At 63.3% G+C, this 11,725-nt stretch carries 9 protein-coding genes and 1 pseudogene; 4 read left to right on the forward strand and 6 right to left on the reverse strand.

Annotation, left to right across the window (positions count from 1 at the left end):
* The first annotated feature begins 7 nt into the window (after positions 1–7).
* Together PMI24_RS23615 and PMI24_RS23620 are read left to right on the forward strand one after the other, a co-directional pair.
* Positions 8–730 (forward strand): tetratricopeptide repeat protein, encoded by a 723-nt coding sequence (locus tag PMI24_RS23615; protein WP_007958459.1) that lies wholly within the window; start codon positions 8–10, stop codon positions 728–730.
* 16 nt (positions 731–746) lie between these two features.
* Entirely contained in the window at positions 747–1,016 is a 270-nt protein-coding gene (locus tag PMI24_RS23620; RefSeq protein WP_007958460.1) for a DUF3613 domain-containing protein, read from the forward strand.
* 40 nt (positions 1,017–1,056) lie between these two features.
* On the opposite strand, the gene PMI24_RS23625 is transcribed toward PMI24_RS23620, so the two are convergent.
* From PMI24_RS23625 to PMI24_RS23640, 4 genes are all read right to left on the reverse strand, one after another.
* Positions 1,057–2,727: a ShlB/FhaC/HecB family hemolysin secretion/activation protein gene (locus PMI24_RS23625; RefSeq protein ID WP_007958461.1), complete on the reverse strand. Its 1,671-nt coding sequence runs from the start codon at positions 2,725–2,727 to the stop codon at positions 1,057–1,059.
* A 135-nt stretch (positions 2,728–2,862) separates the two neighbouring features.
* Positions 2,863–4,395, reverse strand: coding sequence for a collagen-like triple helix repeat-containing protein (locus PMI24_RS23630; protein WP_045121870.1), 1,533 nt, complete (start codon positions 4,393–4,395; stop codon positions 2,863–2,865).
* 318 nt (positions 4,396–4,713) lie between these two features.
* Positions 4,714–5,568, reverse strand: a complete 855-nt coding sequence (locus tag PMI24_RS23635; protein WP_007958473.1) for a MaoC family dehydratase — start codon at positions 5,566–5,568, stop codon at positions 4,714–4,716.
* A gap of 2 nt (positions 5,569–5,570) precedes the next feature.
* Positions 5,571–6,923: a 3-oxoacyl-ACP reductase gene (locus tag PMI24_RS23640; RefSeq protein WP_007958475.1), complete on the reverse strand. Its 1,353-nt coding sequence runs from the start codon at positions 6,921–6,923 to the stop codon at positions 5,571–5,573.
* A gap of 177 nt (positions 6,924–7,100) precedes the next feature.
* Here PMI24_RS23640 and PMI24_RS23645 point away from each other — a divergent pair, with 177 nt between their 5' ends.
* A complete protein-coding gene (locus PMI24_RS23645) occupies positions 7,101–8,378 on the forward strand; it encodes an acetyl-CoA C-acetyltransferase (protein ID WP_007958477.1) in 1,278 nt (425 codons plus the stop codon).
* Positions 8,379–8,427: 49 nt separating this feature from the next.
* Here PMI24_RS23645 and PMI24_RS29840 read toward each other — a convergent pair whose 3' ends face one another.
* The gene (locus tag PMI24_RS29840) at positions 8,428–9,195 is read right to left on the reverse strand and encodes a methyl-accepting chemotaxis protein (RefSeq protein WP_371850984.1); all 768 of its coding nucleotides are present in this window, start codon (positions 9,193–9,195) and stop codon (positions 8,428–8,430) included.
* A 90-nt stretch (positions 9,196–9,285) separates the two neighbouring features.
* Positions 9,286–10,374: pseudogene (locus tag PMI24_RS29845) on the reverse strand (cache domain-containing protein); the annotation flags it as partial.
* 442 nt (positions 10,375–10,816) lie between these two features.
* Here PMI24_RS29845 and PMI24_RS23655 point away from each other — a divergent pair.
* Positions 10,817–11,713 (forward strand): PA4780 family RIO1-like protein kinase, encoded by an 897-nt coding sequence (locus tag PMI24_RS23655; RefSeq protein ID WP_007958482.1) that lies wholly within the window; start codon positions 10,817–10,819, stop codon positions 11,711–11,713.
* The last annotated feature ends 12 nt before the right edge of the window (positions 11,714–11,725 follow it).

Genomic DNA, 11,725 nt, shown 5'->3' on the forward strand with positions numbered 1-11,725 from the left:
GCGATGGATGAAAGCACTGATGGTTGTGGCAAGTCTGTTGCTGCTCGGCGGTTGCGCAACGGACGGTCAGGCGCCGTGGACGACGATGCTGGCGCCGGCCAGTTGCAGCAAGTTGAGTTCCGAACAGGAGCTGTCGCTGAACCTGGCCGATGATCTGGTCAACGATGGCAAGCTGCACGCCAGCCTGGCCAACCTGCAGGGGCTGCCCGACAACCTCGTCGAGGTACGCCTGCGCAAGGCCAAGGTCTATCGCCTGCTGGGGCGCAGCGAAGCCGAGCCGTTGTATCGCAGCCTGCTCGGCACGTGCCTGAACGCCGACGCCGAACATGGCCTGGGCCAGTTGTATGCGGCCCGTGGCGACAACGGTCAGGCACAGGCACACCTGCAACGGGCGGCGCGGCTGGCGCCGACCAATGAAGACATCCGCAACGATCTGGGCGTGGTGTACCTCAATCAGCTGCGGCTCGAAGACGCTCGCTTCGAGTTTCTGACGGCCATCGAGTTGAAGCAGAACAATCAGTTGGCGACGCTGAATCTGGTGACCCTGCTGCTCTATCAGAACAACTGGCAGCAAGCTGCAGAAGTGGTCAGCCGTGCGCACCTGACCCCGGAACAGTTCACCGATGCCCAGGAACGCGCGGAGAAACTCAAGTCGCCGGTCAAGGCCAGACCTGTCGCTGGCAATCAGGTCGCGGTGGCGGTGGATGCGCAACCGGCGACGATCAAGTGAGCCTCAAGGAGCTGCCATGAACACGTTCAAGACTCTTTGCTGCCTGAGCCTGCTGAGTCTGCCGCTCGGCGCACTGGCCATCGATGCCGGCCCGGCCTCGGCCCAGCAGCAGGAAACCGAAGGCTGGCTGTTGCTGCAAAGCCGCAACAAGGCTGCGTCCCCCGATCCGCAGGCGGCCACGGCCACCGAGCGTGAGCTGGCGATGCAGCGCTGGCTGAAGAAGTACAAATATGAGATTCCCGATTTCTACGACCCGGATGCGGGTGGCAAGATCGAGAAGCAGTAGTCGCGCTTCGCAGGCCACCGCAGTTGCCTGCGGCAGCGGCCTATAACTGATAGCTGAAACTGATGCTGTAGCGCGGCCGGCGATTGAAGGTGTCCAGCGCTTCATCCGACATCGCCTTGGCCGCTTCCAGGGCGATGTTGTAGTACTTCGCATCGCCAAATCTCAGACCGAACGCCGCCGATGACAGGTTGTTGGCCTGCACCGGCAATTCATTGAACCAGCTGCGCGAGCGGTCGAGCACGAAGTACGGTTGCAGGATGCGCACCCAGTTGCCGTCGCGGTTGAAGCTGTAGTTGATCTCGTAAGCCACGCCCCAGCCCTTGTCGCCGGATGCCTGATCGTCGGGATATCCGCGGCCGAAATTCTGCCCGCCGAACACCGCGCGCTCGCTATCGGGCAGGGTGTCGCGACTCCAGTACAACGCAGCCGACAGCACCCCTTGCCAGTTGTCGAGGAACTTGTCGCTCTGTACCCCCGACAGGCGCACTCGGAAGAAGTCGAGGTCGATGGCGCTGTTGTTGGTGTGTGCACCCAGGCTGTCGAAGCCCTGATAGACGCCGCCACTGAGGATACGCAGTTGTCGGGCATCGGCCTTGCGCCAGTCGCTTTCGAAGGCGAGGGCGCGGATGTCGGTGCGTTCTTCGACGCTCAGCGGGTAGCCGATCACGTTGTAGCGGGTCTTGTCGTTGACGGCGTACAGGCGCGATCCGGCGGTCAGCAATTCATCCGAGGCGGCAATTAGCGGCAGGGTGAAACCGAGCGAATAACGATCGTTTTCACGGTGCGGCTTGAGTTCCAGTCCGTTGTTCAACAGCACGTTGGTGCCGGGGTCGGCGCGATAGCGTGAGGCCGACAGACTCAGTTGCGCGCCTTCATCGTTGATGAACTGGTTGTAGTCCAGCCGGTAGTAGTGCTCGTGATCATCTCCCGGTGGAAACAGGCCGCTGAGGCTCAACTGTTCGCCCATCGACGTTTGTGAATTGCTGCTCACACCGAGCAGGGCCTGAGTGCCGTTGCGGTTGTCTTCGGTGGTGCTCAGGGTGCTGGTGAACGGTTTGCGGCTGGCCTGGGCCACCAGCGTCGTCGCGCCATCGGTGGTGCCGGGCGGCGGCACCTGGGCCTGGATCGTCACGCCGGGAATGCGGGTCATCAGCGTGGTGTAGCGCTCGAACGTCTTGCGTGTCAGCGGGCGTTCGGCCTGGAGCTTGGCGGCCAGTCGGTCGAGCAGGGCTTTGACCCGTCCGACGTCGCCGGCGATCTGCACGTCGCGCACGTAACCTTCCACCAGCACCACGCGCGCCACGCCGTCATCGAAGGTTTGTTGTGGCAGGAAGGCGTAGGACAGCAGATAACCGTCCTGCTGGTAGCGACGGGTGATCGAGCGGGTGGCTTCGATCAGGTCGGCGAGGCTGCTCTCGCGGCCGATCAGCGGTTTGTAGATTTCGGCCAGCTCGTTCAGCGGGTAGAGCGTGCCGCCTTCGATCTGCACGGTCCTGAGGTTGATCTTCGTGCCCATCAGCAATGGCTGCGCGGCCGTGGCGCCGGGCTCGGGCACTTGCAGCGGCGCGGCGTTCGGCCGGTAGGCGTCGGCGGGCAGGTTCGGCACCGGCAGGTTGCGGATGGTTTCGTTGCTGTTGAGAAAGCTGGGCAGGGTGTCGGCGAGGGCGGTGGAACTGAGACTGAGCAACAGCAGGGATGCCATGACGCGCATAGGACACTCCATGTTCAAACCCGCAGCACGGGGCAGGGTTTCTCCTAAGAAAAAAGCGGAAGACTCGTGGGAATCTTCCGCCCTCAACCAAGCGTAGGCGCTGTAGGTAAGGCCGTCGAATCGGCCAGGTGCAAATCAGCGATTGCGACCGCCCAGGGCGCCGGTGAGGCCGCCGAGGACGCCACCCAGTCCGCCGCCGGTCCCGGTGGCAGTGCCACCGTTGACCAGTCCGCCGACTGCTGTGACCGTGTTGCCCACCGTGGTGACGGTGTTGCCGACCGCGGTGACGACAGGATTGGCATTGGTGCTGGCAATCGTGTTGCCGAGATTGCCGACGGCGCCGCCAACCTGGCCGGTGAGACCGGCGACCGGAGAGCCGAGCCCGGTGGCGGCACCGACATTCTGGGTCAGGCTGGTGACCGCAGTGGTAACCGGTGCAAGTCCGGCACCCACGTTGTTGCCCAGGGTGGCCAGTGGAGTGGTCGGGCTGGTGATCGGCGATCCCGAGCCGCCGAGCACGGTGTTGAGCGAGGCCACGGTATTGCCCGCCGCTGCCAGAACACCACCCGGTGCGGCGAGGCTGCCATTGCCGCTGCTCAACCCGGCGCCGACGTTCACGACTGCGCCGCCGACGGTTTGCAGCAAGCCATTGTTGCCCAGACCACCACCGACGCCCGTTCCCGAACCGGTGCCGTTGGCGACCAGTCCACCGGCCTTGCCGACAGCGGTGCCGACATTGCTCAAGGCACCGCCGACAGTGTTGGTCAGGGCGTTGCCGTTGCCGGCGTCGGTGACTTTGTCGCCTACTCCATCGACGGTGCTGCCGACTTTCTGCAGCAGGCCGTTCACGGGAGCACCCAGCCCCGTAGCGCTGCCGAGTTTGTCCGTGGTGCTTTCGACCATGGCAATCACCGGCACCAGTTTGCTGCCCACTTCTTTGGTAACCGAGCCGAGCGGGCCGGTGGTGGTAGCGGTGCTGAGCGTGTCGCCGAGCATGGTGACTTTTTCACCGACTCCGTTGAGCAGTGGAGCGACTTTGGTCACCACACCGCCGACCACTGGAACGCTGCCGGTGGCAGTCGCCAGTTTGCCGCTGAGGTCGGACACGCCGTTGCCCACATCCTGCACCACGCCGCCGACAGCCGAAGCGGTGACGCCCAGACCGTTGTCGGTGGTCGCCAGTTTGCCGATGCCGTTGGCTACGCCGTCGCCCAGCGTAGTCACCACGTTGCCGGCGGTTTTCGCTGCGCTTTGCACCACGCCGCCAACGACCGGCACACCGCTCAGGGAGTCACCGACCTGGCCGACACCATTACCCACTCCGCTGACGGTATTGCCGACGTCCTGCACCAGTGTGGTGGTAACCAGAGGCGTCGGAGTGCCCGGATTGGTGGGGTTGGTCGGGTCCGTCGGGTCGGTGGGATTGGTCGGATTGGTTGGATCCGTCGGGGTCGTCGTGCCGCCAGTTCCGCCGGTGCCACCCGTGCCCGCCGTGTCACCGGTGCCTCCGGTACCGCCCGTGCCGCCAGTACCCGCAGTCGAACTGTCGGGGGAAGAGCTGCCGGAGCTGCTGTGATGACCGCCGCCGCCACTGCTGCAACCGGCCAGACCGAGAGAGAGAATAAGGGCCAGTGCTGTTGCCGATTTGCACCACGCCTGGGCTTTCATGTGGGTTTTCATGAGGGTTATTCCTTGCACCTGTCACAACGTTCGTTGACTTCGACGGCTCGCCGGTTCTGTTGCCGGCAATGCCTTCGTCCGTTGTGCTCATATCAGTCGCAAGGCTGGATCCACGCCATTCTCAAGTTGGTATTAACGCCTTTATGCAGGTGGCTGCGAGTGCCGCCTAACGACTAATACCGAGGATATAGACGCGCAAAAAAAAGCCTTGAAAGTCAAGGCTGGGTGTTGGCGACAGGAGCGTGTGCGGCGCGGGAAAACTTAAGTGATATATACACAATTGATCAGGTTTTCCCGGCCTCGATGTCAGGCCACCGGCTGCCAGTTGCCCACCATGTGCTCCAGATCCCCGGCGCCGATCAGGCGCAACTCACCGCTGGAATCGGCCGCGCTGGCGAACAGGCTCACCTCGCTCGGCAGGCGCACCGGTTTGCGAAAGTGCACGGTGACCTCAAGGTTGGCCTTGGGCAGATGATCCGCCAGTGCCGCCAGCGTCCGGGCCTTGTTCCACAAACCATGAGCGATGGCGGTTGGGAAACCGAACAGTTTGGCGCTGGCCGCACTCAAGTGAATCGGGTTGTAGTCGCCGGAGACTTTGGCGTACTGCCGGCCGATGTCCGTCGGCGCCTTCCATTGCGCCACTTGCGCGAGGGGCAGCGTCGGCTCCCAGGTCTGCTCGACCGGGTCGCCTTCGAGCTTCACGCCGCGACAGAGCATCCGGCTTTCGGCTTCCCACAACGGGCCGAGTTGATCGTCGAGGGTGGTCAGCAGATCGAAGGTCGCGCCCTTCGGATGCGGTTGCAGGTTATGCACCCGGACGCTGACTTGCGCGCGACTGATCCCGCCCATCGGCCGCAATACGCGGATGCGGTTGCTCAGATGAATCAGCCCCAGCAAAGGGAACGGAAACTCCTTGGCCGTCAGCAATTGCATCTGCAGGGCGAACGCCAGGATATGCGGATAGGTCGGCGGCAGCAGGCCGTCATCGGCGAAACCGCAGACCTTGCGATAGGCCGCCAGCCGTTTGCCATCCACCTCGACGGCGCAGCGCAAGCCGCTGTCGGGCAGGGTGGTGCCGGTGATCTTGCGTCGGGTCGCTGCCCGGGCATACAGCCCCGGCAGGCTCGGCTCGTGGTGCAGCGTTTGCCATTCGATGGTCATGTTCAGGCCCCCAGAACGCTTTGGCCGCACACCCGCAGCGCTTGCCCGGTGAACGCGCCGGTGCCCGGTTGGGCCAGCCACGCCACGGCTTCGGCGACGTCTTGCGGCAGGCCGCCCTGGCCCAGCGAACTCATGCGGCGCCCGGCTTCACGCAGGCCGAACGGAATGTGCGCGGTCATCTGCGTTTCGATGAACCCCGGCGCCACGGCGTTGATGCTGATGCCGCGTTCCAGCAGCGTCGGCGCCCAGGCCTGGGCCAGTCCGATCAGGCCGGCCTTGCTCGCCGCGTAATTGGTCTGCCCGCGATTGCCGGCGATGCCGCTGATCGACGCCAGCAGAATCACCCGCGCGTTATCGCGCAGGGTGCCGCTGTCGAGCAGGGCCTTGGTCAGCACTTGCGGCGCGTTGAGGTTGACCGCGAGCACCGCGTCCCAGAACTCGGGCGTCATGTTGGCCAGGGTCTTGTCGCGGGTGATGCCGGCGTTGTGCACCAGAATGTCGAGGCCGTCCGGCAACTGTTCGATCAGTTGCGTAGCGGCGTCTTCGGCGCAGATGTCGAGGGTGATGGCGCGCCCGCCGAGGCGAGCGGCCAGGGCTTCGAGATCGGTTTTCGCGGGCGGCACGTCGAGCAGGATTACCTCGGCACCGTCACGGGCCAGGGTTTCGGCGATGGAGGCGCCGATGCCTCGCGCCGCGCCGGTGACCAGCGCCTTGCGCCCGGCCAATGGGCGCGTCCAGTCGGTAACTTGAGTGGCGCAGGCCGTCAGACGAATCACTTGCCCGGAGACGAAAGCGCTTTTCGGCGAGAGGAAAAACCTTAGCGGTCCTTCGAGCTGATCCTCGGCGCCTTCGCCCACGTAGATCAGTTGCAGCGTGCCGCCGCTGCGCAGCTCCTTGGCCAGCGAGCGGGAGAAACCTTCAAGCGCTCGTTGCGCGCTGGCGGCAAACGGTTCGCGCAGGGTTTCCGGGGCGCGGCCGAGAATCACCAGGTGCGCGCTGCTATCGAGGTTCTTCATCAGCGGCTGGAAGAATTCGCGCAGCTGCTTGAGCTGGTCGGTGTGCTGCAAATCGCTGGCATCGAACACCACGGCCTTGAGTTTCGGGCCATGGCCGGGAATCCATTGGGTGGCGGTCGCCGGCTGGTCGCCGTAGCGGTAGATCGCGTCGGTCAGGCGATTGGCGAAGGTGCTGACCCGTTCGGCCAGCGGCCCGCCGCCGATCAGCAGCGCACCGTCTACCGGCCGCAGGCGCCCGGCCTGCCAGCGTTCCAGCCGCACCGGCGACGGCAGGCCCAGGGCCCCGACCAGACGGTGGCCGATGGACGAGTTGGCGAAGTCGATATAGCGGTCAGACATGGAACGCTCTCCAGAAGATGGGGTTCAAAGTGTGGACTGCGAAGGGCAATCAATCGTTCGATCCACGCAATAAGGCCTACGCTAGAACAGCAGAGTAGTTTGCCCTCGGCGCTTTTGTGGCCCGACCGGGTTTTCAGCGCTCGATTTTCAGACCGGATATTTCACAAGGAGCATTTCATGAGTCAGCTGCGCCGCGTCGCGATCATTGGTGGCAACCGCATTCCGTTCGCCCGTTCCAACGGGCCGTATGCCACCGCGAGCAATCAGGTGATGCTCACCGCCGCCCTCGAAGGCCTGATCGAACGCTACAACCTGCACGGCCAGCGCATCGGCGAAGTGGTCGCGGGGGCGGTGCTGAAATTGTCACGGGATATGAACCTGACCCGCGAATGCGTGCTCGGCTCGCGCCTGTCACCGGCCACTCCGGCCTATGACATTCAACAGGCCTGCGGCACCGGCCTGGAAGCGGCGTTGCTGGTGGCAAACAAGATCGCCCTCGGCCAGATCGATTGCGGCATTGCCGGCGGCGTCGACACCACGTCGGACGCGCCGATCAGCGTCAGCGAAGGCCTGCGCAAGATCCTTCTGCAAGCCAACCGCGCCAAGACCACCGGCGACAAGCTCAAGACCTTTCTGCAATTGCGCCCGAAACACCTGATCCCCGAATTCCCGCGCAACGGCGAACCGCGCACCGGTCTGTCGATGGGCGAGCACTGCGAATTGATGGCGCAGACCTGGAACATCCCCCGCGAGGAACAGGATCAACTGGCCTTCGAAAGCCACCACAAACTGGCGGCGTCCTACAGCGAAGGCTGGCACAACGACCTGATGACCCCGTTCCTCGGCCTGACCCGCGACAACAACCTGCGCCCGGACCTGACTCTGGAAAAACTCGCGACCCTGAAACCGGCCTTCGAGAAAAGCGCCAAGGGCACCCTGACCGCCGGCAACTCCACGCCGTTGACTGATGGCGCTTCGGTGGTGTTGCTGGGCAGCGAAGAGTGGGCGAAGGAAAGTGGCCTGCCAATCCTTGCGTACCTGCGCGACGGCGAAGCGGCGGCGGTGGATTTCGTCAACGGCGCCGAAGGGCTGCTGATGGCTCCGGTGTACGCGGTGCCACGCTTGCTGGCGCGCAACGGGCTGACCTTGCAGGACTTCGACTACTACGAAATCCACGAAGCATTTGCTGCGCAAGTGTTGTGCACGTTGAAGGCCTGGGAGGATCCGGAGTACTGCAAGACCCGGTTGGGACTGGACGCGCCGTTAGGCTCGATTGATCGCAGCCGTTTGAACGTCAAGGGCAGCTCACTTGCGGCGGGGCATCCGTTTGCTGCGACGGGCGGGCGGATTGTGGCGAACCTGGCGAAGTTGCTGGATGCGGCGGGGAAGGGGCGGGGGTTGATTTCGATTTGTGCGGCTGGTGGCCAGGGTGTCACTGCGATCATCGAGCGCTGAAAGAACAAGAATCCCCTCTCCCAAAGGGAGAGGGGATTCCAAAGTTTACTCAGGTACGGAACCGCCGCACCAACCCATCCAGCTCATTCGACAACCCCGCCAGACTCTGCGAATCCAGCCGCGCCGAATTCGCCAGCTCCGCCACCAACTGCGCATCACCATGAATCTGGCTGATATGCCGATTGATGTCCTCAGCCACCTGATGCTGCTCCTCTGCCGCAGTCGCGATCTGAGTGTTCATGTCGCGAATCACATCCACCGACTCACGAATCTGCCCAAAGCTTTCCCGCGCCTCGCCAATCCGCGCTACCGATTGCTGCGACACATCAAGGCTGGCGCGCATCTGCTGAGTCACCGCGCTGGTGCGTTTGGCCAGGTTGCCCAGCAACCCGTCGATTTCCGCCGTCGAATCCGCCGTGCGTTTGGCCAGTGCGCGAACCTCATCGGCCACCACCGCGAATCCACGCCCCTGCTCACCGGCCCGCGCTGCTTCGATGGCCGCGTTGAGCGCCAGCAGGTTGGTCTGTTCGGCGATGGAACGGATGGTGCCGAGGATCGACTGGATGTCGTTACTGTCGCGCTCCAGTTGTTGCATCGACTGCGCCGACTGCTCCAGTTCCTGGCTCAGTTGATCGACGCTGTGCACCGCCGCATCGATCTGCTGCTGACCTTCGCGGGCCTGGCGCTGGCCGCTGTCGGCCGACTCCGCCGCCTGGCTGCACGAGCGGGCGACTTCGTTGGCGGTGGCGACCATTTCGTGGAACGCGGTCGAGACCATGTCCACCGCTTCGCGCTGGCGCCCGGCGGCTTCGGCCATGTCGCCGGAAACCCGGGTCGAGCTCTGCGAAGTGGCGAGGATTTTCCCGGCCGCGCCGCCGATGTGCTGGATCAGGCTGCGGATCGCGGTGAGGAACTGGTTGAACCAGTTGGCCAGTTGCGCGGTTTCGTCGCTGCCACGGATGTCGAGGTTCTTGGTCAGGTCGCCTTCGCCCTGGGCGATGCCTTCCAGACCGCTGGCCACGCTGCGGATCGGCCGCACGATCAGGCTGGCGAAACTGGCGCCGACCACTGCGAAGAATACCGCCAGCACGGCCGCGATGATCGCGATCAGCCAGGTCAGTTGAGTGGCCGAGCTCATCACGTCGTTCTGTTTGATCAGGCCGATGAAGGTCCAGCCCAGTTGTTCCGACGGCCAGACATTGGCCATGTAGCGCTCGCCGTTGAGCTCGACTTCCACCAGCCCTTTGCCGGCCTTGGCCAGTTGCGCGTAGCCCTCGCCGAGGCTGTCGAGCGGCTTGAAGTTGTGCTCGGGCTGCTTCGGATCAACCAGCACCGTACCGCTGTTTTCCAGCAGCATCAGGTAACCGCTTTCGCCGAGTTTGATCTGTTTGACGATCTCGGTGAGCTGCTTGAGCGTCACGTCGATACTGACCACGCCGCCGTTGCTGCCGAGCTTGTTGTCGATGGTGCGCACGGTGCTGACGTAGGTCGCATCGTCCTGCGCCCAGTAATAGGCGGCGGTGCGGAACGGTTTGCCGGGCTTGGCTTGCGCGGCCTTGTACCACGGACGCTGACGCGGGTCGTAGTTGCTCAATTTGGGATCGTCGGGCCAGGACACGTAGCCGCCGGCAGCGGTGCCGACGATAGCGTAGGCGTAGGCCGGGTGACTGTTGCCCAGGTCCTGCAGAAAGGCGAAGACCTTCTTGTCCATCTCGCCCTGCGGAATGCTTTCGGCGTTGGCGCTCATGTAGGTCTTGAGGCTGTCGTCGGTGTTCTTGATCAGCGGTTGTGTCGCCAGGTAATCGACGTTCTGGCTGATGCCGTCAAAGAAAAGCTGCATGGCGTTGCTGACCTGACGGATCTCGCGCCCGCTGCTGTCGACAAAATCGTCCCGGGCATCGCTGCGCAGGTTCAGTACCACCAGCGTGGCGACCAGCACCACGGGCAAGCAGGCGATGATTGCAAACGCCCAGGTCAACTTCTGTTTGATGTTCATCCGCGCTCCAGATTTTCTTGTAGGCCCACGCAGTGCAGATGACTCGCGGTTATTGGCAGCCGAAAAACGTTGTTTTCCACCCGTTTCCTTGAGTGCGACATCGAAGTTTTTTTTGGAACGATTGTCGGACAAATTCCTCTGTCTCTGAGGAATTCGGCTGCCGGAGGGGGAAATTGAGGCCGCAAGAGAAAATTCTTACGAGCTGCGTGCAACGGGATGTCAGATTCTGTCGCAAATGCCCTCAAGTGCTGTCGCCAACAACTTCGACAGGCTCGGCTATGATTCGCAACGGTCGATAAAGCGGCGGATCGGCCCGGTTTATCCGGCACAGTGTGTGCATCCACAGGTTCACAGGTCGGCAACCCCTCCCCGTGATGCGAGGATTGCCGTATAACGAATGACATTCGCGTGTTTGGTAATAAAGGACCCACAATAAAAGCTGATGAAGACTCCAAAACGCATTGAACCCCTGATCGAGGACGGTCTGGTCGACGAAGTGCTGCGTCCACTCATGAGTGGCAAAGAAGCAGCTGTTTATGTGGTGCGCTGCGGCAATCAGTTACGTTGCGCAAAGGTCTACAAGGAGGCGAACAAACGCAGTTTCCGCCAGGCGGCCGAGTATCAGGAAGGCCGCAAGGTTCGCAACAGCCGGCAGGCCCGGGCGATGGCCAAGGGGTCGAAATTCGGTCGCAAAGAGACCGAAGACGCCTGGCAGAATGCCGAGGTCGCGGCGCTGTTCCGTCTGGCCGGCGCGGGTGTGCGAGTGCCCAAGCCCTACGACTTCCTCGACGGCGTGCTGTTGATGGAACTTGTGGCCGACGAATTCGGCGATGCCGCCCCGCGTCTGAACGACGTGGTGCTGGAGCCGGATCAGGCCCGCGAATATCACGCGTTCCTGATTTCGCAGATCGTGCTGATGTTGTGTACCGGTCTGGTGCACGGTGACCTCTCGGAGTTCAACGTGCTGCTGACGCCGACCGGCCCGGTCATCATCGACCTGCCGCAAGCGGTGGACGCCGCTGGCAACAACCACGCGTTCAGCATGCTCGAGCGTGACGTCGGCAACATGGCGTCGTACTTCGGTCGCTTCGCCCCGGAGTTGAAGAAAACCAAATACGCCAAGGAAATGTGGGCGTTGTACGAAGCGGGGACGTTGCACCCGGCCAGCGTGCTGACCGGCGAGTTCGACGATCCCGAGGACCTGGCCGATGTCGGCGGGGTGCTGCGTGAGATCGAAGCGGCGCGTCTGGATGAGGAGCGCAAGCAAGCCATCCGCGCGGCGGACGACGAGCCCAAGGGCAAGTCCGACGAACCGCCTCCGCCACCGTGGATGCAGTGAGCATCTGAAAAA

It is taken from the genome of Pseudomonas sp. GM25, assembly GCF_000282255.1.
GTDB classification, from domain to species: Bacteria; Pseudomonadota; Gammaproteobacteria; order Pseudomonadales; family Pseudomonadaceae; genus Aquipseudomonas; species Aquipseudomonas aphyarum.

What these genes read in the sequence shown, in the direction of transcription:
- PMI24_RS23615 (WP_007958459.1), top strand. Translation starts at nt 8, where the DNA reads ATGAAAGCACTGATGGTTGTGGCAAGTCTGTTGCTGCTCGGCGGTTGC.
- PMI24_RS23625 (WP_007958461.1), bottom strand. Translation starts at nt 2,727, where the DNA reads ATGCGCGTCATGGCATCCCTGCTGTTGCTCAGTCTCAGTTCCACCGCC.
- PMI24_RS23635 (WP_007958473.1), bottom strand. Translation starts at nt 5,568, where the DNA reads ATGACCATCGAATGGCAAACGCTGCACCACGAGCCGAGCCTGCCGGGG.
- PMI24_RS23630 (WP_045121870.1), bottom strand. Translation starts at nt 4,395, where the DNA reads ATGAAAGCCCAGGCGTGGTGCAAATCGGCAACAGCACTGGCCCTTATT.
- PMI24_RS23645 (WP_007958477.1), top strand. Translation starts at nt 7,101, where the DNA reads ATGAGTCAGCTGCGCCGCGTCGCGATCATTGGTGGCAACCGCATTCCG.
- PMI24_RS29840 (WP_371850984.1), bottom strand. Translation starts at nt 9,195, where the DNA reads ATGGCCGAAGCCGCCGGGCGCCAGCGCGAAGCGGTGGACATGGTCTCG.
- PMI24_RS23620 (WP_007958460.1), top strand. Translation starts at nt 747, where the DNA reads ATGAACACGTTCAAGACTCTTTGCTGCCTGAGCCTGCTGAGTCTGCCG.
- PMI24_RS23640 (WP_007958475.1), bottom strand. Translation starts at nt 6,923, where the DNA reads ATGTCTGACCGCTATATCGACTTCGCCAACTCGTCCATCGGCCACCGT.
- PMI24_RS23655 (WP_007958482.1), top strand. Translation starts at nt 10,817, where the DNA reads ATGAAGACTCCAAAACGCATTGAACCCCTGATCGAGGACGGTCTGGTC.